The 24,892-nt window shown below is 53.2% G+C and carries 26 protein-coding genes; 14 read left to right on the forward strand and 12 right to left on the reverse strand.

What is annotated here, in order from left to right:
• Nucleotides 1-3: 3 nt before the first annotated feature.
• The 5 genes from tagF to ACVKSX_RS04810 are packed head-to-tail and all read left to right on the forward strand — an operon-like array spanning nucleotide 4 to nucleotide 5,088.
• Nucleotides 4-702 carry a type VI secretion system-associated protein TagF gene (tagF, locus tag ACVKSX_RS04790; RefSeq protein ID WP_010245828.1) on the forward strand — a complete coding sequence of 233 codons (699 nt, stop codon included), beginning with the start codon at nucleotides 4-6 and terminating at the stop codon, nucleotides 700-702.
• A 36-nt stretch (nucleotides 703-738) separates the two neighbouring features.
• On the forward strand, nucleotides 739-1,875 hold the full coding sequence (gene tagH / locus ACVKSX_RS04795) for a type VI secretion system-associated FHA domain protein TagH (protein ID WP_010245831.1): 1,137 nt from the start codon (nucleotides 739-741) through the stop codon (nucleotides 1,873-1,875).
• Nucleotides 1,872-2,648 (forward strand): PP2C family protein-serine/threonine phosphatase, encoded by a 777-nt coding sequence (locus tag ACVKSX_RS04800; RefSeq protein ID WP_010669994.1) that lies wholly within the window; start codon nucleotides 1,872-1,874, stop codon nucleotides 2,646-2,648. The genes tagH and ACVKSX_RS04800 overlap by 4 nt, the downstream gene beginning before the upstream one ends.
• 14 nt (nucleotides 2,649-2,662) lie before the next feature.
• Complete coding sequence (locus ACVKSX_RS04805) at nucleotides 2,663-3,616, forward strand: hypothetical protein (RefSeq protein ID WP_010245838.1); 954 nt, start codon at nucleotides 2,663-2,665, stop codon at nucleotides 3,614-3,616.
• Nucleotides 3,617-3,660: 44 nt separating this feature from the next.
• Complete coding sequence (locus ACVKSX_RS04810) at nucleotides 3,661-5,088, forward strand: serine/threonine protein kinase (RefSeq protein WP_022625780.1); 1,428 nt, start codon at nucleotides 3,661-3,663, stop codon at nucleotides 5,086-5,088.
• Between the two features lie 73 nt (nucleotides 5,089-5,161).
• On the opposite strand, the gene ACVKSX_RS04815 is transcribed toward ACVKSX_RS04810, so the two are convergent.
• Nucleotides 5,162-5,836 (reverse strand): gamma-glutamylcyclotransferase, encoded by a 675-nt coding sequence (locus ACVKSX_RS04815; protein ID WP_164480396.1) that lies wholly within the window; start codon nucleotides 5,834-5,836, stop codon nucleotides 5,162-5,164.
• Between the two features lie 226 nt (nucleotides 5,837-6,062).
• Nucleotides 6,063-6,293, reverse strand: coding sequence for a putative cation transport regulator ChaB (chaB, locus tag ACVKSX_RS04820; RefSeq protein WP_010245846.1), 231 nt, complete (start codon nucleotides 6,291-6,293; stop codon nucleotides 6,063-6,065).
• A 373-nt stretch (nucleotides 6,294-6,666) separates the two neighbouring features.
• On the opposite strand from chaB, the gene chaA reads away from it, so the two are divergent.
• A complete protein-coding gene (chaA, locus tag ACVKSX_RS04825; protein ID WP_010669990.1) occupies nucleotides 6,667-7,758 on the forward strand; it encodes a sodium-potassium/proton antiporter ChaA in 1,092 nt (363 codons plus the stop codon).
• A 290-nt stretch (nucleotides 7,759-8,048) separates the two neighbouring features.
• Here the strand turns inward: chaA and kdsA are convergent, their stop codons facing one another.
• From kdsA to hemA, 6 genes are read right to left on the reverse strand one after another with little or no spacing between them, the layout of a single operon-like run.
• On the reverse strand, nucleotides 8,049-8,903 hold the full coding sequence (gene kdsA / locus ACVKSX_RS04830) for a 3-deoxy-8-phosphooctulonate synthase (protein WP_010669989.1): 855 nt from the start codon (nucleotides 8,901-8,903) through the stop codon (nucleotides 8,049-8,051).
• 25 nt (nucleotides 8,904-8,928) lie between these two features.
• A complete protein-coding gene (sirB1, locus tag ACVKSX_RS04835; RefSeq protein WP_010245855.1) occupies nucleotides 8,929-9,738 on the reverse strand; it encodes an invasion regulator SirB1 in 810 nt (269 codons plus the stop codon).
• 1 nt (nucleotide 9,739) lies between these two features.
• A complete protein-coding gene (locus ACVKSX_RS04840; protein WP_022625782.1) occupies nucleotides 9,740-10,132 on the reverse strand; it encodes a SirB2 family protein in 393 nt (130 codons plus the stop codon).
• A gap of 23 nt (nucleotides 10,133-10,155) precedes the next feature.
• Entirely contained in the window at nucleotides 10,156-10,989 is an 834-nt protein-coding gene (gene prmC / locus ACVKSX_RS04845) for a peptide chain release factor N(5)-glutamine methyltransferase (RefSeq protein ID WP_323170263.1), read from the reverse strand.
• Nucleotides 10,989-12,071 carry a peptide chain release factor 1 gene (prfA, locus tag ACVKSX_RS04850; protein WP_010245863.1) on the reverse strand — a complete coding sequence of 361 codons (1,083 nt, stop codon included), beginning with the start codon at nucleotides 12,069-12,071 and terminating at the stop codon, nucleotides 10,989-10,991. The genes prmC and prfA overlap by 1 nt, the downstream gene beginning before the upstream one ends.
• A gap of 42 nt (nucleotides 12,072-12,113) precedes the next feature.
• On the reverse strand, nucleotides 12,114-13,370 hold the full coding sequence (hemA, locus tag ACVKSX_RS04855; protein ID WP_354438435.1) for a glutamyl-tRNA reductase: 1,257 nt from the start codon (nucleotides 13,368-13,370) through the stop codon (nucleotides 12,114-12,116).
• A 216-nt stretch (nucleotides 13,371-13,586) separates the two neighbouring features.
• Between hemA and lolB the strand changes: the two genes are divergently transcribed.
• The 4 genes from lolB (at nucleotide 13,587) to ACVKSX_RS04875 (ending at nucleotide 17,514) form a co-directional block, all read left to right on the forward strand.
• On the forward strand, nucleotides 13,587-14,210 hold the full coding sequence (gene lolB, locus ACVKSX_RS04860; RefSeq protein WP_010669984.1) for a lipoprotein insertase outer membrane protein LolB: 624 nt from the start codon (nucleotides 13,587-13,589) through the stop codon (nucleotides 14,208-14,210).
• Entirely contained in the window at nucleotides 14,207-15,064 is an 858-nt protein-coding gene (ispE, locus tag ACVKSX_RS04865; protein ID WP_010669983.1) for a 4-(cytidine 5'-diphospho)-2-C-methyl-D-erythritol kinase, read from the forward strand. Before lolB ends, ispE begins: the two co-directional genes overlap by 4 nt.
• A 136-nt stretch (nucleotides 15,065-15,200) precedes the next feature.
• Nucleotides 15,201-16,148, forward strand: a complete 948-nt coding sequence (gene prs / locus ACVKSX_RS04870; RefSeq protein WP_010245874.1) for a ribose-phosphate diphosphokinase — start codon at nucleotides 15,201-15,203, stop codon at nucleotides 16,146-16,148.
• 214 nt (nucleotides 16,149-16,362) lie between these two features.
• Nucleotides 16,363-17,514, forward strand: coding sequence for a GGDEF domain-containing protein (locus tag ACVKSX_RS04875; RefSeq protein ID WP_346465038.1), 1,152 nt, complete (start codon nucleotides 16,363-16,365; stop codon nucleotides 17,512-17,514).
• Here ACVKSX_RS04875 and ychH read toward each other — a convergent pair.
• Nucleotides 17,511-17,786, reverse strand: coding sequence for a stress-induced protein YchH (gene ychH / locus ACVKSX_RS04880; protein ID WP_010245880.1), 276 nt, complete (start codon nucleotides 17,784-17,786; stop codon nucleotides 17,511-17,513). The genes ACVKSX_RS04875 and ychH overlap by 4 nt on opposite strands.
• Before the next feature lie 255 nt (nucleotides 17,787-18,041).
• Between ychH and pth the strand changes: the two genes are divergently transcribed.
• From pth to ACVKSX_RS04895, 3 genes are all read left to right on the forward strand, one after another.
• On the forward strand, nucleotides 18,042-18,629 hold the full coding sequence (pth, locus tag ACVKSX_RS04885) for an aminoacyl-tRNA hydrolase (RefSeq protein ID WP_062757497.1): 588 nt from the start codon (nucleotides 18,042-18,044) through the stop codon (nucleotides 18,627-18,629).
• Nucleotides 18,630-18,737: 108 nt separating this feature from the next.
• Nucleotides 18,738-19,829 (forward strand): redox-regulated ATPase YchF, encoded by a 1,092-nt coding sequence (ychF, locus tag ACVKSX_RS04890; protein WP_010245885.1) that lies wholly within the window; start codon nucleotides 18,738-18,740, stop codon nucleotides 19,827-19,829.
• A gap of 214 nt (nucleotides 19,830-20,043) precedes the next feature.
• The gene (locus ACVKSX_RS04895) at nucleotides 20,044-21,219 is read left to right on the forward strand and encodes a tyrosine-type recombinase/integrase (protein ID WP_354438436.1); all 1,176 of its coding nucleotides are present in this window, start codon (nucleotides 20,044-20,046) and stop codon (nucleotides 21,217-21,219) included.
• 332 nt (nucleotides 21,220-21,551) lie between these two features.
• Here the strand turns inward: ACVKSX_RS04895 and ACVKSX_RS04900 are convergent, their stop codons facing one another.
• From ACVKSX_RS04900 to ACVKSX_RS04910, 3 genes are all read right to left on the reverse strand, one after another.
• Nucleotides 21,552-21,905, reverse strand: a complete 354-nt coding sequence (locus ACVKSX_RS04900; RefSeq protein ID WP_354438437.1) for a hypothetical protein — start codon at nucleotides 21,903-21,905, stop codon at nucleotides 21,552-21,554.
• On the reverse strand, nucleotides 21,898-22,362 hold the full coding sequence (traD, locus tag ACVKSX_RS04905) for a conjugal transfer protein TraD (RefSeq protein WP_354438438.1): 465 nt from the start codon (nucleotides 22,360-22,362) through the stop codon (nucleotides 21,898-21,900). The genes ACVKSX_RS04900 and traD overlap by 8 nt, the downstream gene beginning before the upstream one ends.
• Nucleotides 22,363-22,484: 122 nt before the next feature.
• Complete coding sequence (locus ACVKSX_RS04910; protein ID WP_167430940.1) at nucleotides 22,485-23,039, reverse strand: hypothetical protein; 555 nt, start codon at nucleotides 23,037-23,039, stop codon at nucleotides 22,485-22,487.
• A gap of 388 nt (nucleotides 23,040-23,427) precedes the next feature.
• Between ACVKSX_RS04910 and mobQ the strand changes: the two genes are divergently transcribed.
• Entirely contained in the window at nucleotides 23,428-24,837 is a 1,410-nt protein-coding gene (gene mobQ / locus ACVKSX_RS04915; RefSeq protein WP_354438439.1) for a MobQ family relaxase, read from the forward strand.
• The last annotated feature ends 55 nt before the right edge of the window (nucleotides 24,838-24,892 follow it).

The raw sequence follows: 24,892 nt of genomic DNA on the forward strand, positions 1-24,892 counted from the left end.
AACATGGCTGCTTACACGGCCCCCGGCTGGTATGGCAAGCTGCCGTCGACCGGTGACTTTCTGCACCATCGACTGAGCGAGCAACAGATTAGCCCGTGGAATCACTGGTTCCAGCAGGGATTAATGCACTGGCATCAGCAGGCGTATTCCTACAGCGCGGACTTTCTCCACGCGCCGGTGTGGAACTTTGTGCTGCCGGTTACCGCGACCCGACCGCAGATACAGATGGGTTGTCTGCTGCCCTCCTGTGACCGCGTCGGACGCGCCTGGCCGCTGCTGGCCCTGCACAGCTTCACGCTGGCTCAGTGGCATCCTGCTCAGCTGACCATTTCCGGCGACTGGTTTCAGGATCTGGGCGCGACACTGTTACGGGCGGTTCAGACACCGCTGAACGGCGAGCAGTTAGAGCAGCAGATACAGGCTTTGCCACCGCTGCTGGTGCCGGCCAGGAAGCCCTCTGAAATCATGGATGTGATCGGTTTTCAGGATCTGCCCTGCACGCTGAGCTGGCGTGAAGTGGCTGAACGTTTCGACCCTCAGCAGCATATGAGCTACTGGTGGAGTAACCGCAGTGATGGTTTTGCCCACGCGACCCACAAGCACAGCGGCAACCTCACCGCGCAACTGTTTTCGTTACTGTTTAACCCGGCGGCAGGTTCACAGCCGGGACGTAATGGCCTCTATCCTCCCATGTTCGAGTGAGGCCGGAAGCGTTTGCCGTTCAATCTGGGATAACTCATGCAATTTACCATTGTGCAATGCACTACGGATGTTCCGGTCAGAAGCGTCGCGTTTCAACCGCCTGGCGGCACCATTGGCCGCAGTCAGGACAACGATCTGGTGCTGCCAGATGAGACTCGGGCCATTTCGCGTCTGCAGGCGCTGGTTCACCTGTCGCATGACGGGGAGTGCCGTCTGACGAACCAGGGCAGCGTGACCCCGGTGGAGCATAACGGCATTACCCTGGGTCGCGGCATGCAGGTCGTGCTGAAGCATGGCGATGCGCTGCGCATCGGTGACTATGCGCTGGAAGTACGAGACCCCGCCTGCCACGACACGCAGAGCGATCCGCTGGCGCTGTTTGCTGGCGACAGCGCTCAGCCCGCGAATCCGCTGGGCATTCACGAACATCATGAGGTTGAGGACCGGCTGCTGGTCAGTGAGGTCACGCCCTCACGCCACGAGCGCCACAACGATGCGCGACTGGCTATCGATCCCCAGGCCAGCGAACCGCGTCGGGCGCTGACGGCGCAGCCGGTGGATCAGGATCGGCTGATCGCCGCACTGCTGGAGGGGATGGGGCTGAGCAACGGTCACGCCACGCCGGTGGATGAAGAGCAGATGCGCATTACTGGCCGGATGCTGAGCCTCTTTTCCCAAGGCACCGTCGCGCTGCTCTCTTCGCGATCCATTCTCAAGCGTGGTGTCAAAGCGGACATGACGATGATCCTGAATGAGGCCAACAATCCGTTCAAGATCCTGCCCTCCGGCAAAACCGTGCTGATGCAGATGTACCAGAGCCAGATGCCCGGGTTTATGCCGCCGGAACAGGCGGTACGCGATGCCCTGGTCGATTTGCAGGCCCACCAGCTGGGGATGATTGCCGGTATCCGCGCCATTATTGCGGCGATGCTGCAATCCTTTAATCCGCAGCGGCTGGAGGAGCAGGCGCGTGCCGATGGCGTGGTGTCAAAAATGCCCTTTTCCGCCATGAAGAAGGCGGCGCTGTGGGACTACTTCACCCGTAATTATCAGCGTACGGCCGGAGAGATCGAAGATGATTTCCATACGCTGTTTGGCGAGGCCTTTCTCCATGCCTATGACATGGAGGTGAATCAGTATAAGGACTCTCAGACGCGGGTAGATGAACCATGAAAATCGTTTTTGCCAGCCGCTGCCAGCAGGGGCTACGCGATGAGAATCAGGATCGCACCGGCGCAGAGCTGGATGAGCGTAAAGCCTGTTTTGTGGTCTGCGATGGCGTGGCCGGTCTGCCCGGCGGCGAGATGGCGGCACAGCTGGTGCGTGACACCCTGCTGAGCCAGTTACAGGCGCACGCCGACCTGACGCCGGAGATAACCCATCAGGCGATTGAACAGTGCCGCTTAGCGCTGCATGAGGCACAGGGTAAAAATCCGAAATATTCACGCATGAGCACCACGCTGGCGGCCCTGTTTATCGACCGCGAAAAACAGCGCGCATGGTGGGCGCATGCCGGTGACAGCCGGGTTTACCACTTCCGCCGCGGCGTGCTTCATGAGGTCACTCGCGATCATAGTCTGGCCCAGCAGCTGAAAGAAGCGGGCTATGAAAATACCGGCATTAACAGTAATTTACTCTATAATGCGCTCGGCGCTGAACCGCCTCGCTTAGTAAGCTTTTCGCAGGAGATTGCGCTGGAGGATGGCGACGCGTTTCTGGTCTGCACCGATGGCTTCTGGCTGAATCTGGCCAGTCATGAAATGGAACAGGCGCTGCGCATGGTGAATGCCTGCGAAGAGTGGCTGGCTCTGATGGAACAGGCGGTGAGCCGCAACGTTAAGAAAGATAATCTCAGCGCACTGGCGGTCTGGATTGGTGAGCCGGAGGAGGCAACGCTGCTCTATTCACTGGCTGATTCGGCGCGCTTTCTGCCGCCTCGTTTTTGATTCCAAGGATCCTTATGAAACTGTGGTTGCCCGGCATCATCACCCTGCTGATTGCCTTTCACGCCCAGGCTGAAAATTATCGGGTTGTCTACTCCCCCAGCCTGGCGCTGGAGGTCTATATCGATAATGTGGTGAGTAAAGCGCCTGACGACTGGTGCAAAGAGACGCTGCCACTGCGCATCGTCTCCGGCAAAAGTAAGGATTCGGCGGTGCTGACCACCTTTTTACCGCGCGTCGGCACCCTGCTCGCTAATCAGTGCGGATTACTGGACGAGCTGCCCTGGCAGATGACCAGTAAAGAGGGTGGCGTACTGGCCAGCGGCAGCGCCAGTAAGCTGCAGAACTGGCGTCCTATCGTGATGGCAGATGCCACCGCCAGCGCCAGTGAGAGTAATGCTGCACCGCTTGACCTGTCTCGGCCCGCCAACAGCACGCCGCTGCAACATTTTGATCTCCCCAGCGGCTGCCATTTTCGCACCGCGTGGGATGAAAATGCCCAGACCCTGTTTATCCCGGATGTCAGCAAGCAGCAGTGCTCACCGGATGGCTGGGCAGAAGGCAAAAGTGAGCTGATGCTGGCGACCCCTGACCACCCAACGCCGGTGGCAGTCACCTTTTATCAGGGCTATCCCATCGCCAATCTGACGATCCCGGACAGCAAGCTGGAGGTTATCGCCGCGAACAATCAGCGCATGATTGTGACACGCCCGGATGCGAATGATAGCTGGCTGGTGCTGCCCTTTGATGCCAAACAACATGTCTGGCGCTTCAATGGTGCCCTGTTGATAAAGATGGATAAGAATGCTGCGCAGCAGGATGCTGACGCTGTGAAATCGCGAGTTGATACGTTGCGCAGCCACTGGGCGCCCTATTTCATGCCACAGCAAAAAGTGAATGTGTTACTCATCGACACCCTGCACGCGGATCTGGTTGATCCTGCCATTGGTGCCTGGCGTAACATCAATTAATTACCGCGCAGCCTGGCGAGCAGGCCGTGTACAGAGAGTTCACTATGTCGGCAAATGATAATCCGAAAACCGTTCCGAATGCCCTGCCTGACGGATACCGTTTCAATGAGTTTGAGATCAAGGAAGTGATCGGAGGCGGCGGCTTCGGCATCGTCTATCGCGCGTGGGATCACCAGCTTGAACGCACCATTGCAATCAAAGAGTACATGCCGGTGTCGCTGGCAGTCCGTGCCGCCGATTTAACGCTGGAGCTGCGCGGTGAGCGTTTCCAGAAGCTGTTTAATGCCGGGCTCACCAGCTTTATTCAGGAAGCGCGTCTGCTGGCCCGCTTTAATCATCCGGGACTGCTGCACGTGCTGCGCTTCTGGGAGCAGAACGGCACAGCCTATATGGGCACGCTCTACTACAGCGGTATGACGCTGAAAGAGTGGCAGGTAACCAGCCCGGCGTCGATCACTGAAGCCTGGATCCGCCGCCTGCTGCCGCCGCTGTTGGGTGCCATCAGCACCATCCATCAGGCCGGCTATCTGCATCGCGATATCTCGCTCGACAATATTCAGATTCAGGAGAACCAGCTGCCGGTTCTGCTCGATTTTGGCTCAGCGCGTAAAGAGATTGGCAACCTCTCTGACGAAACGGAAATCATGCTTAAACCTGGCTTTGCGCCAATTGAGCAATACAGCGAAGAGGGTGAAGTTGAACAGGGGCCGTGGACCGATATCTACGCCCTGGGCGCGGTGCTGCATAACCTGATTACCGGTAATCCGCCGCCGGTCAGCGTGGTGCGCTGCATTGAAGATAATTATCAGCCGCTGGTGGAACGCCAGCCCGAAGGCTACTCACTGCCGCTGCTGCATGCCATTGACTGCGCGCTGGCAATGAAGCCAGGCGATCGCCCACAAACGATTGATGCCTTTGCCGCGTTGATTGATCTGCCGGTCAGTGATGTGGAAGCGGTGGTAAACAGCTTCCCGGTGCCGGGCGAGTCGCCTGCTCTGCCGGTCGAGGAGCCGGTGGAGGCTGCTGCGCCGGTGGTGATGGCGATGAATCATGCCGCCGCCTCCGCCGAGCCGGTGACGCCGCGCACGGTGCGTAAACTGTCGCCTGGATTGCTGGGTCTGGCTGCCGTGGCTATTCTGGCCGTGGTTGTCGCCACCTGGCTGGCGAATCGCCACAGTGCCACACCAGAGGTGGTTAACAACAGCTCAGCCATGACGCAGGCGCCCGCATCAATTCCGTCAGCCGCTGCCGTTCCGGCCGCGCTGGCGACCGTCTATCTTAAGCTGGAGAGCGGTGAAAGCGTGGTGCTTAACGGACAGCCGGTCGAGGTAAAACCGGGCAGCAGTGGATTTGCCGCGCTGAATCTGGCGGCGGGACAGTACAAAATTGATGTTAAGAATGGCAGTGAGACGCATACACAATCCCTGACCATCGATAAGCCCGGCACCTGGCTGATTAATCCGGGTAACTAAGCCCGGTAACCCGCACCCGGATCGTAAAAGGGCGCGACACTGTCGCGCCCTTTTACTCTGCTTATGCCCCGGTTCAGGCCTGCTTCAGACAGGCTTGCTGAAGTGTTCGCACCTGATGGGCCAGCCGGCTCAGACTCTCCTCCTCCATGCCGCGCCGGGTCAGCTCCTCTTCCAGAGCAAACAGATATTGCGCATTCGAGCCGAGCGGGCCACTGGCCGCAGCAATCAATGGCGCAATCGCCTCCGGGCAGGAGTCCGATTCATACAGCGGATGACGCGGATCCATAATAAAGGTCAGCGCAGTGACGCTGCGACCATCCTCCAGCTGTAATTCACACCAGGTTGGAAGATAGCAGCCAGTGATCATCTCACGCTTCCACAGCAGCGCCAGCTCTTCATGCAGCCGCTCTTCCGGCAGACGAAACGCCAGACCCGTGGTTCTGCCGCCCTGCTTCAGCGCTAGCATGCGGCCGGGATGCGTGGCGGTGCCACGTCCGGCAATCAGCCGCAGGCAGAAAGCACGGTGCCAGCCCTCCAGCGAACCGGACGCCACTTCATCCGCCTCAAAAATCGGGTTCCACATCAACGAGCCGTAACCAAAGATCCATACCGGGCTGTGATCGGGACGACAGGCCAGCGTGGCTGCCAGCGAGGCCGCGCGCTGCTCGCAACTCCAGAGCAACGCCTCTTCGATATCCCCGAACGACGTTTTACAATCCGCTTTTAATAGAAATTCCCGGGTAAGCAATGCGACCTCCTCAACGTCAACGGCGTCCTGCAGAATGGCTCCTGTAACATGATCTCCAAAACGGCGCTGCGTTTCGTTCATCAAATTGACATTAATCTATTTCCGCGCGGGGTTACAAGCGTGATTCCGGTCGCAGGTTAAAAAAAACCAGATAAACCTTATAGCGAAGATGAAAAAAAGGGCCAGATAATCCTGGCCCTTTGGCCTGAACAGGCTAGCGACGGCGTTAACGTTTAGGATGCCACTTATCGTCATCACCTTTCTCATACTCTTTTTTCACGGCTGCCCAGGCGACTTTGTGCGCCACCTCTTCCCGCGAATCATCGCCGCGTCGATCCTTAGCCTCTTTATATTCTTCCCACGCGCTGTTAAATGCCTGCTGATAGATATCCTGCGCATGCGCGGGAAGCACGTGTTTTACGTTGTCAGGTAAGTCGGTTCGTTTAGAGTAAGGCATAACGGCTCCTCAGTTTATGGATTCCTGTTAAGCCTGGCGCAACAGAACAAAAATACAAACAGCCACTTATCTCCACTTCAAATTAAAAACCAGAAACAGGCCACACAAGTTACAATGATAAGCAGATTTTCCGGCATTTAGCGGTCAGATAGATGGGTAAAGAGAAGTTGTTGTGGCCTGATTAATATTGCAATATTTGAGATAACTTCAGGTTAATACCGCTTCGAACATTTATTGCATTTAAGTAAAAAGCAGTAAATTTTTCCCGTTCGGACCGGTGAAAAGATAAACTGCGCCCTGCCCTAAAACTGATTATATTTCTAACAGCAGCACTCGCTGTGTCCGGATAATCATTAACCAGAGAGGATGGTGAATGCCTTCACATGAAAAAACACGTCACAAGGAATTCTCGCTGATACTTCCCCTTATCACGCTGGGTATACTCTATTTTTTTGGTGCAACCACATCATTTCCGATTGTAGTCGGTATCAACTTAGTGGCGCTGGTTGCCATTCTGAGCAGCGCCTTTAGCGTTGTACGGCATGCCGACGTGCTGGCGCACCGGCTGGGCGAGCCCTATGGCTCTCTGATCCTGAGTCTGTCCGTGGTGATTCTGGAAGTGAGCCTGATCTCGGCGCTGATGGCGACCGGCGATGCCGCACCCGGGCTGATGCGCGATACGCTCTATTCGATCGTGATGATTGTAACCGGTGGACTGGTTGGCTTTGCGCTGCTGCTGGGCGGTAATAAGTTTGCGACGCAATACGTGAATCTGGCGGGCGTGAAGCAATATCTGATCGCTATCTTTCCCCTGGCGATTCTGGTACTGGTGTTTCCCAACGCACTGCCGGGCGGTAATTTCTCTGTCACTCAGGCACTGCTGATCGCGGCGATTTCAGCGGCGATGTATGGCGTGTTCCTGCTGATTCAGACTAAAACCCACCAGAGCCTGTTTGTCTATGAGCATGAAGATGAGAGCGATGATGGCGACCCGCATCATGGCAAACCCTCTGCCCACAGCAGCTTCTGGCATACCAGCTGGCTGATCGTGCATCTGATTGCGGTCATTGCCGTGACCAAGATGAATGCTAATACGCTGGAAAGCCTGCTGACGGATCTGAATGCACCGGCACAGTTTACCGGTTTCCTGGTGGCCCTGCTGATCCTCTCACCGGAAGGCCTGGGGGCGATCAGGGCCGTGCTGATGAATCAGGTGCAGCGCGCCATGAACCTCTTCTTTGGTTCAGTGCTGGCGACCATCTCACTCACGGTACCGGCGGTAACCATTATCGCCACCCTGACCGGACAGGAGCTGATATTTGGTCTGGAGCCGCCGCAGATGGTGATTATGATGGCGTCGCTGATTCTCTGTCAGCTCTCCTTCTCGACCGGACGCACAAATGTACTAAATGGAGCCGCGCATCTGGCGTTGTTTATCGGTTATCTGATGACCATCATGCTGTAACGTCACCGGATTTCAGGCGAAAAAAAAGAGCGATTAATCGCTCTTTTTTTGTCGTTGAAAACCCAGGTCAGAATACATCTGGCAGCAACAGATGAACTCGACGTGAAGGGAACAGGGGCAGAGGAGAAAAGCGTCCCGCGCCAGGGACGGCGCGGGCCGAGCGGCCATGGATGGCTTTAGCGTCTTTTCGATCTGCCCCTGTTCTCTGAACTGGCTCGATTTCACAGCGAATCCAGCAGCACTTTCCCACAATCTTATTAAACGACTCAGTGCTCTTTTTTACTGCAAACTTATTTGCTGGTATCGAGTTCCGGGAAGCTTTTCACCAGATCGTCAATCGCTTTCATCTGCACCAGGAATGGCTCCAGCTTATCCAGCGGCAACGCGGATGGGCCGTCACACAGGGCGTGTTCAGGATCCGGGTGCGCTTCGATAAACAGACCGGCAATGCCAACCGCCATACCGGCACGCGCCAGCTCAGCCACCTGAGCACGACGACCGCCTGATGCTGCGCCAAACGGATCGCGCGTCTGCAGCGCATGGGTGACATCGAAAATCACCGGGCTGTTTTTGGTGACTTTCTTCATCACGTTAAAGCCGAGCATGTCGACAACCAGATTGTCGTAGCCGAAATTGCTGCCGCGATCGCACAGGATGACCTGCTCGTTGCCGCCTTCAGCGAACTTATCAACGATGTTGCCCATCTGACCCGGGCTGACGAACTGGGGCTTCTTGACGTTAATCACCGCGCCGGTTTTCGCCATCGCTTCAACCAGGTCAGTCTGACGCGCCAGGAACGCGGGCAGTTGGATCACATCAACCACTTCAGAGACCGGCTGCGCCTGGGACGCTTCATGCACATCGGTGATAATTTTGACGCCGAAAGCCTGCTTCAGCTCCTGGAAAATCTTCATCCCCTCTTCCAGGCCTGGGCCACGATAGGAGTGAATAGAGGAGCGGTTCGCTTTATCAAATGACGCTTTGAATACGTAAGGAATACCAAGTTTACTGGTGACGGTAACGTAGTGTTCGCAGATGCGCATCGCCAGGTCGCGCGACTCCAGTACGTTCATCCCGCCAAACAGTACAAATGGCAGATCGTTTGCGACTTTGATATCGCCAATACTCACGACTTTCTGTGTCATGCCCTTTCCTTTTCAGTGGGTCCGCTTAGTGCAGCGTGACCTGTTTTTGTTCGATTGCGTGAATCTGAACTTTGATCATTTCGCTGACCGGGTCTTCAGGACACTGCTCAACGAAGTACGTTAAATCATTCAGGGCGATATGGTCGCACTCCAGCTGCGCGTAGATCAAACCGCGATCGCGGATTTCGTAGGGATCGTCAGGATCGATACGTAACAGCACCTGACTGACGTTCAGCGCCAGCTCCATCTTCTTCTCTTCCATCAACGCCGCTTTCAGCGTGTCGAGCATCTTGCGCATCACGGTGACGGTTTTGGCTTCGTCGAGATCATCGTCATACAGACGCGCTGTCGGGCTGATATTGCCTTTGAGCCACACTTCCAGCGTGTGCCGGTCAAGGGTTTCGCCATTAAACGGGTTGATCATCCACTTATCGCCATCAATCCAGTCGGCGCGCAGAATCAGCTGCGTCGGGAAGATCACCGGCATCAGCGGCAGTTCCAGCTCGGCCGCGATGTGCAGCAGGATAACGCCCAGTGACACCGCCGTGCCCCGACGGGTCTTCAGCACATTGTCGATCCAGAGGGCATCAGAAAGATTGTAAACGCCACTGGCACCGCAAAATCCCCACTGGCGATAGAACAGTTCCAGCAGCTTTTCGAGCTGCATGTCAGCATCTTCGGTATGGCTGACATAGTCACGTGCTTCAGCGACTAACGCCGCAAGTTGTGCTTCCACCGACAACGCCGGGAAATCGGCGCGGATGGCAAGCGTGGCACCAATCACCGCTTCACACAGCGGTGTCTGGCTGAAATCTAATTGTTCGGTCGAGGTCATGCTATCCCCATAACGGCATTTTGGTCAGCGCCAGCTTAATGATGGCCACCAGGGCGATTAACGCTACCAGAAAAGCGATCCAGCGGGTGCGATCAGTGCGTGGACGGCGACTCAATGCCACAAATCCTAAGGCGATGTAGATGATAACCGCTAAAAGCTTCTCCGTCAGCCAGCTTCCTTGCGGTGTAAAGGGATAGAAGTGGGTAATCATCACCAGCGAGACGCCGGTCACCAGTAACAGGGTGTCGTTAGCGTGCGGCAGGATGCGCACCCAGCGTTTCGTCATCATTGCCGATCCACGGCGCAGCCAGTAAAACCGCAGCAGGAACAGCGTCACGGTAAGCACCACCGTTAAGATGTGCAGATTTTTAATTAAGGGATAAAAGGCGAACATCATGAATCCTTTTCAAAGCGCTTTTATGAAGGGAACTGGCCTAAGGTCACACGCGGATTGCCGCCGTAATCATCGACGGTTTCCACGGCGTGATAGCCTTTTTGCCGCATCAGCGTGGCCACCGCCTCGCCCTGCTGCCAGCCATGTTCCAGCAGCAGCCAGCCACCCGGCAGCAGCCATGTGGGTGCCTGCTCGATCAGCGTGCGCAGATCCGCCAGTCCCGCTTCATCCGCCACCAGCGCGCTGCGCGGTTCAAAGCGCACGTCACCCTGCTCCAGATGAACATCGCTGGCATCTATGTAGGGTGGGTTACTGACAATGAGGGTAAAGCGCTGTGGCGTCAGCGCCTGGAACCAGTGACTGAGCAGAAAGGTGGTGTTGGTGAGGCTGAGCTGCTGCGCATTACTGTTCGCCAGCTCAACGGCGGCTTCAATGCGATCCACGCCGGTGACCTGACAATCGGGATGCTCGCTGGCCAGCGCCAGCGCAATCGCTCCGGTGCCGGTGCCCATGTCCAGAATGGTTGCCGGTGTCGCGGGCAGATGCGCCAGCGCCTGTTCAACCAGCAGTTCGGTATCCGGGCGCGGGATCAGCGTGGCGTCATTGACGCGCAATGGCAGCGACCAGAACTCGCGCTCGCCCACCAGATGCGCCACCGGCTCACCGCGGGCGCGACGCGCCAGCAGGCTATCCAGTTGCGTCAGCTGCTCATCGCTGAGCACCGTTTCATCAAAGGCGATTAACCAGCTACGTGATTTGCCGGTCACAAAACCTAACAGGATCTCTGCGTCACGCTTCGGACTGTCACCACCGCACAGCGTGGCGACCGCCTGTTTCAGCCAGTGACGAATATCCATTAATCCTGACCAGCCAGCGCCGCCAGCTGATCGGCCTGGTACTCCTGAACAATCGGCTCAATCAGGCTGTCGAGTTTCCCTTCCATCACTTCATCCAGACGGTAGATGGTCAGGTTGATCCGGTGATCGGTCACGCGGCCCTGCGGGAAGTTGTAGGTGCGGTTACGGTCAGAACGATCGCCGCTGCCCAGCAGGTTGCGTCGGGTACTGGCTTCGGCGGCGTGACGGCGGGCCATCTCTGCAGCGTGAATACGCGAGCCCAGCACCGCCAGCGCTTTGGCTTTGTTTTTATGCTGTGAACGTTCGTCCTGACACTCCACCACGATACCGGTTGGCAGGTGGGTAATACGAATAGCGGAGTCGGTGGTGTTAACGTGCTGACCGCCTGCGCCGGATGAGCGGAAAGTATCGATCTTCAGATCGCCCGCATTGATTTCCGGCAGTTCCGCTTCCGGGATTTCCGGCATCACGGCAACGGTACAGGCTGAGGTGTGAATGCGGCCCTGGGATTCGGTCTCCGGGACGCGCTGCACGCGATGGCCGCCTGACTCAAACTTCAGGCGTCCATAGGCACCTTCGCCGGTCACGCGGGCGATCACTTCTTTGTAACCGCCATGCTCGCCTTCGTTGGCGCTGATGATCTCCACGCGCCAGCGACGCGCTTCGGCATAGCGGCTGTACATGCGAAACAGATCGCCGGCGAAAATCGCCGCTTCATCGCCGCCGGTTCCGGCGCGCACTTCGATAAAACAGGCGCGCTCATCGTCGGGATCTTTCGGCAACAACAGAACCTGCAACTGCTGCTCCAGCACGTCACTCTTCTCTCGCGCTTCCTGTAACTCTTCCTGCGCCATGTCACGCATTTCAGGATCGTCGAGCATCTGCTGCGCGGTTTCGATATCTTCCTGCACCTGCTGCCAGTCGCGGAAGCAACGGGTCACATCGGTCAGCTGAGCATATTCGCGTGACAGCGCACGGAAACGCTCCTGATCGGCGATCACGCCTGCATCGCCCAGCATCGCTTCCACTTCTTCGTGGCGCTCCTGCAGGGCTTCCAGTTTGGCAACTATAGAGGTTTTCATTTAAATGTGGGATTCCCGTAACAGGTGGCGACAGCGGTGTGCCTAATCGAGACCCAGGCTGTCGCGTAAAATCTGCAGGCGTTCATTATCGCCGTCGCGGGCGGCCTGCTGAAGTGATTTGGTTGGAGCGTGTATTAAACGGTTGGTCAGCTTGTGCGCCAGTTCCTGCATGACTTTCTGCGGATCGGCACCCTGCTGCAGCGCCTGCAGCGCACGGCCTTCCAGCTCAGCGCGGATCTCTTCCGCCTGAGAACGATATTCACGGATCGTATTCACCGCGCCCTGTGAGCGCAGCCACGCCATGAATTCGCTGCTTTCCTGAACTACGATGCTTTCGGCCTGAACCGCGGCCGCTTTGCGCTGCGCCAGGTTCTGCTCGATGATCGCCTGCAGGTCATCCACGCTGTAGAGATAGGCGTTAGGCAGGTCGCCCACTTCCGGCTCTACGTCGCGCGGAACCGCAATATCGACCAGCAGCATTGGCTTGTTACGTCGCGCTTTCAGCGCGCGCTCCATCATCCCCTTACCGATAATCGGTAGCGGACTGGAGGTTGACGAGATAATAATGTCGGCTTCTGCCAGACGGGCGTCGATCTCCGCCAGGGTGATCACCTCTGCACCCACTTCCGACGCCAGCGTTTCGGCGCGTTCGCGGGTACGGTTGGCGATGATCAGATTTTTGACCTGATGTTCACGCAGATGACGCGCCACCAGCTCAATGGTCTCACCTGCGCCAATCAGTAAGACATTGACGGAGGAGAGCGATTCGAAGATCTGACGGGCCAGCGTACAGGCGGCAAACGCCACCGACACCGCGTTGGCACCGATATCGGTTTCCGTACGCACGCGTTTGGCAACCGAGAAGGTTTTCTGGAACATGCGTTCCAGTTCACTGCTCAGCGCCTGACCGCGTGAGGAGTCGGCAAAGGCTTTTTTCACCTGACCGAGGATCTGCGGTTCGCCCAGCACCAGTGAGTCGAGTCCGCTGGCAACGCGCATCAGGTGGCTGACCGCCTCGTTATCCTGATGCCAGTAGAGGCTGTTTCGCACATCCTCTTCATCCAGCTGATGATAATTGCATAACCAGCTCACCAGACGCGCCTGTAAGTCGGCCTGCTGCTCTACACTCAGGTAGAGTTCAGTCCGGTTACAGGTGGACAACACCACGCCGCTCTGCACCATTGGCTGTGACAACAGGCTGTTTAACGCCTGCTCAAGCGTCTCCGGCCCGAACGAGACGCGTTCGCGCAGAGCAATGGGGGCTGTCTTGTGATTGATTCCGAGAGCGAGCAGCGTCATAGCGGTTTTGGTTGGGATGTCCCAATAATGTCAGGGTTTTGTGAGGCGCATTCTACAAGATGCGGCAGATCAAGAAAAGCCATACAAAGGCTATGACTGTAATAAGATTAACCCGATCGTGCTCAATTTGCTGCATAACAGCATTGACGGTTAAAACCGGGACGGTTAGCGTTATCCGTTACGAATAATAAATGTGTCCGAGGAGATGACCACTTGATGCTTAATTCACCACGCAATCTGTTGCGCCTTTTGCCCCTTGCCAGCGTTCTGCTGGCAGCCTGTAGCGTCAACAAACCGCAAGGCCCGGGCCCCAGCGTTACCGCGCCACAGTGGCAACAGCATCAGCAGGCGGTCTCAAAGGTCACGCACTATCAGACCCGCGGCGCCTTTGCCTATCTTTCTGACAAGCAGAAAGTCTATGCCCGCTTTAACTGGCAGCAGACCGCGCCCGATCGCTATCGCCTGCTGCTGACCAATCCGCTGGGCAGCACCGAACTGCAGCTGGATGCGCAGGGCTCGGTGGTACAGATCGTCGATAACAAAGGCAAGCGTTACGTCAGCAACGATGCGCAGAAAATGATTTCGCAGCTGACCGGCATGAACATTCCGCTGGCGAATCTGCGCCAGTGGATGATGGGTCTGCCAGGCGATGCCACCGACTATCAGCTCAACGAGAGCTATCAGCTGAGCAGCCTGAACTACAGCCGCGACGGTCAGAACTGGCAGGTCTCTATTGCGGGCTACGACAGCAAAGTCACCCCGCCGCTGCCTTCGAGCCTGGAGCTGAAAGAGGGTGACCAGCGGATTAAACTGCGTATGGACGGCTGGACCGTTCAATGATCACCCACTGGCCTGCCCCGGCAAAACTGAATCTTTTTCTCTACATCACCGGCCGTCGTCCCGACGGCTATCACAACCTGCAGACGCTGTTTCAGTTTCTTGATTACGGTGACCAGCTGCAGATTACTGTCGATCAAAGCGGCTCGATTACACTGTTAACGCCCGTGGCAGGCGTTGCGGATGCGGATAACCTGATTGTCCGCGCCGCAAACATGCTGAAACAGGCGGCGCAGGATAACAATCGCCTGTCCGCTCACGCGGGCGCGCAGATTGCCGTTGAGAAAAACCTGCCCATGGGTGGCGGTCTCGGTGGCGGCTCCTCTGATGCGGCAACCGTGCTGGTGGCGCTGAATCATCTGTGGCAAACCGGCTTCACGCCGGATGAGCTGGCGGCGATGGGCGTGAAGCTGGGCGCGGATGTGCCGGTGTTTGTCCAGGGCTTCGCGGCCTTCGCCCAGGGGGTGGGTGAACAACTTCATCCCGCAGAGCCGGAAGAAAAGTGGTATCTTGTCGCCCATCCCGGCGTGAATATCAGCACCCCAGTAGTATTCAACGACCCCGAACTGACGCGAGATACTCCATCGCGCAGTTTATCGACGCTTTTAGCATCACCCTTCACCAATGATTGTGAAGCAGTGGTAAGAAAACGTTTTCGTGAGGTTGATGAGCTTGTTTCCTGGCTGCTAGAATACGCGCCGTCACGCCTGACTGGCACGGGCGCTTGTGTGTTTGCTGAATTCGACACCGAGTCTGCTGCCCGCCAGGTGCTGGAGCTTGCCCCGAATGGGGTACGCGCATTTGTAGCCCGGGGCGTAAATGTTTCGCCGCTACAGCGTACCCTGCGAGGCGATTAGCGAATGCGTGACAGTGTCACCACGTTCCGGACACTGCACGTTTCGCATCAACACACCCGTGTGAACGCACATGACCGTACGCGCCGGTTACAGTCATGCCGTTCATTCTCTGGACGCAAAGCCTGAGGTTCTTCTCGTGCCTGATATGAAGCTATTTGCTGGTAACGCCACCCCGGAACTAGCACAACGTATTGCCAACCGCCTTTACACCAGCCTGGGAGACGCCGCTGTAGGACGTTTCAGTGATGGTGAAGTGAGCGTACAGATCAACGAAAATGTACGCGGTGGTGATATTTTCATCATCCAGTCCACCTGTGCCCCCACCAACGATAATCTGATGGAACTGGTTGTGATGGTCGACGCGCTGCGTCGTGCTTCTGCTGGTCGTATTACCGCAGTCATCCCCTACTTTGGTTATGCCCGTCAGGATCGCCGCGTGCGTTCCGCGCGTGTACCTATCACCGCTAAAGTAGTGGCAGACTTCCTTTCCAGCGTCGGTGTTGACCGTGTTCTGACGGTTGACCTGCACGCCGAGCAGATCCAGGGCTTCTTCGACGTCCCGGTTGATAACGTATTTGGCAGTCCGATCCTGCTGGAAGATATGATGCAGATCGGTCTGGAAAACCCGATTGTTGTTTCTCCCGATATTGGTGGCGTAGTACGTGCCCGTGCTATCGCTAAACTGCTGAACGACACCGATATGGCCATCATTGATAAACGCCGCCCTCGCGCGAACGTTTCTCAGGTGATGCACATCATTGGTGACGTTGCTGGCCGCGACTGCGTGCTGGTCGACGACATGATCGACACCGGCGGCACGCTGTGCAAAGCGGCTGAAGCGCTGAAAGAGCGTGGTGCTAAACGCGTATTTGCTTACGCGACCCACCCGATCTTCTCCGGCAATGCGGTTGAAAACCTGCGTAAATCTGTGCTCGACCAGGTAATCGTCTGCGATACCATCCCACTCTCTCAGGAGATTAAGTCACTGCCGAATGTGCGCACGCTGACCTTATCTGGCATGCTGGCCGAAGCCATTCGCCGCATCAGTAACGAAGAGTCAATCTCGGCAATGTTCGAGCATTAATCTTCGCGGAACCGGGCCCTGTGCCCGGTTTTTTTATGCCTGCCGGGCGCCCGATTAACGCGCTTCTTTTTCTGATATTTTCGCGATAAATTTCCCCAAAATCGCCTATTTTCAACGCCACCCACTCTTTTGATAAAACGCCGCGTTCCCCGCTTCTGCCCTGTGCCGTTAAGTGGTAATTTGCAGCGCACTTTTCATAAGAACCCTGACCGCCATGAGCCTCGATATCTATACGTTATTTGTCTGCGAGCTTTATGTGCTGGGGTTTCTGAGCATCATCATGTTTTTTGCCTGGATCGGATCGCAGTATGATCGCGTTCTCGGCTTCACCTGCCTGTCGCTGGTTTTTACCCTGATTGCGGTATTCTTAAGTAGCCTGCGCAGCAGTGGCCTGCATTTCCTGCCCGTTGCAGTGGGTAACGTTTTAGTGATGCTGGCTTACGGCGGATTGTTAAATGCGTTCCGGCGCTTCTGCGGCAAGCCCATCGGCACTCACTGGCTATTGGGCGCCCTGCTCTGGGCACTCCTCTGTTGTTTCCCGGCGTTCTATTACAGCTTACCCAAACGGGTGCTGGTGCTCTGCATCGCCTGCATCGCCTATACCGCCGCACTGATCCAGCTGGTCTGGCTGGCGCGTGCCACGCTAAAGGTGACCTTCTGGCCTGCGCAGTTGCTGCTGTGGATCCATCTGCTGTTTCATCTGGCTCGCCTGTTTCTGGACAGCGCTATTCCCAGCACTCTGCCTGGCGCCATTGGCGGATCAAACTTCTCGATTTACGTCATCCTGGAATCGATTCTGTTTGTCATTGGTCTGACATTTACTATCCTGGCCATGGTGAATGAACGGATGCAGTCAGTCTTAAAACATGCCTCGATGCACGATCCTCTGACCAGCGTCTGGAATCGTCGGGCTTTATTTAATGAAGCAGAAAAAATAGTGGCGCGATGCCGCCGTCAGAACCGGCCGTTTAGCGCGATTCTGTTCGATCTGGATCATTTTAAGAGCATTAACGATCGGTATGGCCATCAACAGGGCGACCAGATATTGATTCACTTTTGCGACATTGTCAGAGGGCTGATACCGGCTGAGGGGCGTTTTGCGCGACTGGGCGGAGAGGAGTTTGCGGCAATAATTCCGGCGGCGGCAACAGAGGCAGAGGCATGGTGCGAGACAATTCGGCGGGAGGTCTGTGCGTCACAACCCAATTCAATTGCCTATTCGGTCAGCATTGGGTTTGCCACGGTCACACATCAGCAGCAGGGTTTTGACGATTTACTCGCACTGGCGGATAAAGCGCTCTATCACGCCAAGGCCAGCGGCCGGAACCGCATCGCGCAGCATCCGGTCACTGCTGGCATCAGTTAATGGTGAGAATTGTGCGACCGGCGACAACGTTTGTCATAGTGACGATGCCAGTAATAACGATCTTCAACCTTTTCACGACCACTCAGACCCGCCCCGACCAGCCACATCATTGCACCAACAAAGATGCCGAGGATTGCGCCCTGCGCCAGCGCATCTGGCAGATCAAGCGAGGGAAGCTGGTTCATAATTGAGAAACCCACGCCCAGCACCATTGTGACTAATCCCAGTACCATCAAGCTGTTACCCGCTACACGGCAGTGTTGATGTTTCATGCTGCACCTCCATCCATATGAGTCAATAACCGCACACAATGTTAAGTGCCATAAGCTTAGGCAATGGGTGAAGATAACGTTGCGGAGTGGATCACACATCAGCCATAAATAATTAACTGGCCCTGATTGCAGCCTGTTGATTTCGATGGAAAATGATTAATCACCGTCATGAACCATTTCGCTGCTTGTACTTTGTCATCTCGCCCGTGGCGAAGTAAACTAACGCCCTTTCGCGATAACAGCAGGATAATCATTGTGAGCAGCATTAAACTGATTGTGGGCCTTGCCAATCCAGGCGCTGAATATGCCGCCACGCGCCACAATGCGGGTGCCTGGTATCTGGATTTACTGGCTGAGCGCCACAATCAGTCACTGAAAGAGGAAGGCAAATTCTATGGCTATACCGCGCGCCTGGCGATAGCCGGAGAGGATGTGCGCCTGCTGGTGCCGACCACCTTTATGAACCTGAGCGGGAAAGCCGTGGCGGCGATGGCGACCTTTTATCGCATCGCGCCAGAAGAGATCCTGGTGGCGCATGATGAACTCGATCTGCCACCCGGCGTGGCGAAGTTCAAGCAGGGCGGCGGGCATGGCGGCCATAACGGGCTGAAAGATATCATCAGCAAAATGGGCAACAACAACAATTTCCATCGGCTGCGCATCGGTATCGGACATCCCGGCGATCGCAACAAGGTGACCGGATTTGTGCTGGGCAAGCCGCCCGCCAGTGAGCAGAAGCTGATTGATGATGCCATTGATGAGGCGGCGCGCTGCACCGAACTGTGGCTGAAAGAGGATCGTATCAAGGCGATGAACCGGCTGCACGCCTTCAAGCCTGCTTAAACGCCCGAATCGTCGTGATTCCGTGTATAATGCGCGAAATTTTTCAATTCGTCTCCGACAGTCCGCCTTCTAACGCACTGTCCATCCAGTTATAAAGGGTATCAAACCATGGGATTCAAATGCGGTATCGTGGGCCTGCCGAACGTCGGTAAATCCACTCTGTTTAACGCGCTGACTAAAGCGGGCATCGAAGCGGCTAACTTCCCCTTCTGCACCATTGAGCCAAACACGGGCGTGGTGCCGATGCCTGACCTGCGTCTCGACCAGCTTTCTGAGATTGTTAAGCCGCAACGCGTGGTGCCGACTACCATGGAATTCGTCGATATCGCCGGTCTGGTAAAAGGCGCGTCAAAAGGTGAAGGTCTGGGTAACCAGTTCCTGACCAACATCCGCGAAACCGAAGCGATTGGCCACGTAGTGCGCTGCTTTGAAAACGACAACATCATCCACGTGGCGGGTAAAGTGAACCCGGCTGAAGATATTGACGTGATCAACACTGAGCTGGCGCTGTCCGATCTTGAGACCTGTGAACGTGCGATTCAGCGTGTGCAGAAGAAAGCCAAAGGCGGCGACAAAGATGCCAAAGCCGAGCTGGCTGCGCTGGAGAAGTGCCTGCCGCATCTTTCTGAAGCGGGCATGCTGCGTTCACTGAATCTGGATGAGGACGACAAAGCGGCAATCCGCTATCTGAGCTTCCTGACTCTGAAACCCACTATGTACATTGCTAACGTCAATGAAGATGGTTTCGAGAACAACCCGTACCTGGATCAGGTGCGCGCTATCGCCGAAGCGGAAGGTTCAGTCGTGGTGCCCGTGTGCGCCGCCGTTGAGTCGGACATTGCTGAGCTGGAAGATGAAGACCGTGACGAGTTCATGGCAGAGCTGGGACTGGAAGAGCCAGGCCTGAACCGCGTTATCCGCGCCGGTTACTCCCTGCTGAACCTGCAGACCTATTTCACCGCTGGCGTGAAAGAAGTACGTGCCTGGACCATCCCGGTTGGCGCGACAGCTCCGCAGGCAGCCGGTAAAATCCACACTGACTTCGAGAAAGGCTTTATCCGCGCCCAGACCATCGCGTTTGAAGATTTCATCGCTTATAAAGGCGAGCAAGGTGCTAAAGAAGCCGGCAAGATGCGTTCAGAAGGTAAAGAGTACATCGTGAAAGATGGCGATGTGATGAACTTCCTGTTTAACGTCTAAATAAAATTGGTTGTCTCATGAGGTATCATAACACCCCATGAAAACCACCTAAACCCTTAAAATCCACGCCATTGCGTGGATTTTTCATTCCATATTGTCCCATGTCATCCCATGAAAGCGCATTCTAAAATGAGTACATAGATGAGTACAAATCGTTTCCATTATCATTTTAGGTGAGTACAATGATAATCTAGTAAATAGACATGGATCCGCTATGCTCACTGATACGCAATGCCGCACTGCTAGGTCGAAAGAAAAACTCTATCGACTCAATGACTTCAACGGTCTCTACCTGGAAGTGAAACCCAGCGGCAAAAAAGCATGGCGTTTTCGATTCAAACTCAACGGTAAATCAAGCATGTTTGCGTTGGGTGAGTATCCAGCAGTAAAACTCGCCGAAGCACGAGTGAAATGCGAGCAAGCGAGAAAGCAAGTTGCGGATGGAATCAACCCGGCACTGGCTCGCCAGTTAGATAAGATCCGCAAGGTCAATGATGCATCAAACACATTTGAGCTAATCGCCAAAGAATGGTTACAGATGAAAGACTGGGCAGAAATTACTAAAACTCGCCGACTGGATATGCTTGAACGTGTGGTATTTCCTTCAATCGGTAAGCTTCCTGTCAGAGAAATCAACTCGCACCACATTCTTAAAATTCTTCAGGAAACCGCTAAACGCGGCGCACCAACTGTTGCCGCAGAAGCCCGACGTACCATATCATCAGTTTTCGAGTTAGCAGTGGCAACGCTTAGAGCTGATAGTGATCCTGTCTGGCCTGTGCGCAAGGCGCTTCCCGCGAATAAGACACAGCACAAACAAGCATTGAATACGAAGCAAATCGGTAAGCTATTAAGCTGTTTTGATAACAGTCGCGGCTCATATCAGGTTAACTATTGCATGTGGCTAATGTGGTGGACATTGGCGCGACCAGCCGAAGTCACCGAGGCAGAATGGGAAGAATTCGATCTTGACAACGCACTATGGATCATTCCGGCAACGCGCATGAAAGCTCGCAGGGAACATGTTATTCCCCTTCCCTCCCAAGCCGTCAATATGCTCAAAACACTACAAGGATTAACCGGGCACCGACAGCATATTTTTCCGGGCAGGGATAACCCGCTAGGCCCAATTACATCGCACTCTCTGCGCCAGCTACTCAAAAGTCTCAGTTGGAGTGGAACTTATAGCCCTCATGCCACCAGAACTACGGGGAGTACACGTTTAAACGAGATGGGCTATCGAGCTGATGCTATCGAAGCTCAGTTAGCGCACGCTGATACAAACAATGTTCGCCGCACGTACAATCATGCAACTTACATCGATGAACGAAAAGTGATGATGCAGGAATGGGCAGATATGCTGGACGAGTGGGTAGCAGAATACGATTAGTACTTATTGCATTCAGTAAATCATACAGATAAAAATCGCTATTCATGCTCCGCTATGTGCTAAAAGAAAATCAATGGTTTTGTCGAGGGCTAATTATTTCCATTTATTTGCCCTTAGCATATGTGAAAACCGTTTATTAGACCATCGAATTAAAAGGTACTTTTGAAAAAAAGGTCCTAAACAGTGAAGTAAAAAATAATGTACATTACCCCCCACAATAGGAATTATATACTCCTCTTCAATTAAAAATACAATATAAGTTACTGCCGCACCCGGTGGGTTTGTCCAACCCTTCACAGCCAAAAACAAGTTTTAGTCTGCTCAGCGTTATATCAAAGGCTAAACTTAACAGTATATACCTGATTTCTGGTAGTGAAAGCTCCCTTATCTTTTTTACATTGTTCAAGTGCTCTTGATAGTTTTTCAAAAAACCTCTGATTGGAATAAACCTGAGCGATATCTTTACCCGCCATCGTCATTCTGCTTCCAATGTTTCTCCTGTAATTTTTAATGAAATTTTCGATATCAAACTTAAACTCATCATTGAAAATATTTTCAAATTCAGATGTCGCAATTTCCGGATAACAATCTGAGAGAATTGAGAACAGAAAAAAAGCCATGTGATCTGTTGCAGCCTTGATAACCTCATCGTTACTTTCTATACCTTCCAGTGTAAGTTCATTCATTTTTATTTTTCTTCTCTGCCAGTTTCTTTTCAAGCATTGCAGAAAAAGTGTTATTAAGCTGCATTGCCGTTCCCTTTTCAGTATGTTTTATCATTGCATCAGGATGAGTAAAATTTTCCGATTCATGATGTACATTAGTATCATTTTTTTCATGATCTGTTTTTTTAATGTAATTTTTATTTTTTTGCTCTTTTCTCAGATTCTCATTCTCTCTGGCTCTGGCCCCGTTACTTAACCAGGTTTTTCGTTGTACATCTGTCGAACTGACGAAAGTCAGAAGAAAACCAACTAACATATCATGATTAATATCCAGCCCCAGATACTTTGCTACTTCACCACCTAATACAATTTTTTTATGTGTTGTTTCTTTTCGTGTCAGGGACTTTTGTTTTGTCGTTAATCTGTTCAGTTCCTGCTGTGCTGATGCAAGTAGTTGCTGTAAATTTTTTCTTTCCATTAAATTTCTCCTGTAATATTAAACCCGACCACCAACCACTAAGGGTTTGATCTTCATATTGCTTTTCTTATCCAGCAATCCATTTATTAGTAAAACAAAGGGATATATCTTTTTGTTTTTTATTATGATTTAGTGGCGGCAACCAGAACGTCGAGACGGCTTTTTATCGCTTCATATTGTTGCCCGGCATTAATCACCCCATTAAAACAGTCGAACAGCATTGATTTTTCATACTGCTGTATACTAAACCACCCGCCTTTCCTGTCTGCTCGCCTACTATCTGATGCAAAGGAAGATAAAATAACCTCTCGTTTAACCGAAAGACCAAATAACTGCCTGATAACTTCTCTGGCGGTAGCATATGTACTGTCGATGCTGAAATAATTCAGGAAAAGCCCCGTTACAATGATAATCAGCTCCTGCATGATGCTTCTTTTGAGTGAAGAGACAGCATTACCATACCGCCCTGACAGGGTTCTGAAACGGGTTTGCTCGCTGGCTTCCAGCAGTTGAGGTTCATATTCGCTGCGGATAGCAGTAAAGGCTTCTTTAACCGTGTTTTCTTTTAATCTGATGCGCATACTTTCGCTGTTGTCGCTGTAATCAATCAGAAACCATTTTGTTTCCAGATCGCCATCTCCATTCTGATTGTTAATGACATTTATTATTTTATTCATTTTTACCTCTATTTTTGTTTTAATCTGAATAAAACAATTATCACATCTTTTTTATTTAGCAAATTTTACAAACATTAAATTCCGGGTTATATTATTAATGTAAGCAATAAGAAAACATCCCTTCTTCGATTTACATCCCTTTACCCCTAAGCTTACGCGCCTCTTCTTTCGGCGCTTAAATCCAGAGAAAAACTTAACCATTTTTTTATTTTTATTCGGCGCAAGCTGAATAAAAAATAAATACAATGCCCACTTATACATTGCTTCGCAACGTGTGGGCCTGGCAGGGGCCTTAAAGTCAACCCCAGAGTTTTTCTTGCGAAAAACTAAAACCCAAGGTCCTCACCTTTAAAACAAATTAAAACCTAACAGGAGTATTCTTTGTAATATGGCAATGTTTCATTTATCGTTTAATATACTGAAAAGATCGGCAGGTAAATCGTCCTGTTATCTCGCCGCATATAACGCAAGAGAAAGAATTGAAGACGTGAGAACAGGAGACGTGTACGATTATTCATATCGTTCCGATCTGTTTCACCACTGCATTCTTGCACCAGAACACACACCTTTTAATATTATTGAAAAATCTGCTGTGTTGTGGAATGAAATTGAGAAAGTTGAAAAAAGGAAAGACGCGCAGCTCTCACGTTATTTTGATATCGCTATTCCTATTGAACTGGATAACGATGCCAAAATCGCGTTAGTGAAAAACTACTGCAAACGTAATTTTGTCAGCAAAGGCATGATTGCCGATATCTCTTTCCATGACCTTGACGGTCATAATCCCCATGCTCACGTCATGCTTACTTTGCGTGAGATAACACCACAAGGTTTCGGCAACAAGAACAGAAGCTGGAACGAGCATGATTTGATGGATGAATGGCGTGCGTCATGGTCCAGAATGTCTAACCGTGCACTTGAACGTGCTGGTTCTGCGAATCGCATGGATCACCGTTCCCTTGCAGCACAGCGTGAAGAAGCGATTGCTCTGGCTAAGGCGGCAAAGGAAACGGGAAGACTGGATATAGCTAATGAACAACTGGCAAGAGCCGTTGAGCTTAACCGCCCTGCGCTGACTCGAATAGACCGTAAATCTTGGCACACCAAAAGAGCCAAAACGTTACGTGCCGCAGAACAAGTGCAGGCAGCACAGACCAAACAAGCTGCTAACGATTTCAGGCAGTTGTTTAACAGTGATGTGAGTCATCTCATGACCGTCAACCTGAACACTTTCCGCATCGAACGTCTTAAAGCGAAACCGACACCACAGCAACCTGTACTGGTTATTCCGGAAAGAAAACGTCGCTTCAAGCCTGTCCAAGCGAAGCAAAGGGATATGTCCCTTTACTATGGTGTTGCGCCAAAAACAGAAAAACCAACGCTATTAAGACGTAAACGTGAGATCAATCTGCACAAGCTGTATGATTTCATTAAAACTTTTATGAGTGTATTGGTTAAACACTCTGTTCATAAAGCCATACCAGAAACCGCTATCACTACCCTAGTCGCGCCAGCCGTTATCGATCCGCTCGATGAGATTATGATAGACCCAGTTACTAAATTGAAGATAACCCGCAGGCAGTGGGAGTCGATGGGGACTACCAGTAAATCAGCACACGTTTCCGTAGCACCGGACGCTAACTACAACCACGAGCCTGAGAAAAAACAAGAGCCAGACAAAACAAGCCGACCAGTTACCTTTCCACCCTTACCAAAGGAAAGTAAAGTTCCTGCCAAATCAAAAGGTTTCACGCTGCCTAAACTTCGCTTTGGTTCAAGTAAGCGAAAGGATGAGTGAATTTTGCTAAACAAGTAAAATTTAAGTCACTAAAAATCAACGGTAAGCTCGTAAC

Source organism: Pantoea sp. PvP021 (genome assembly GCF_054056055.1).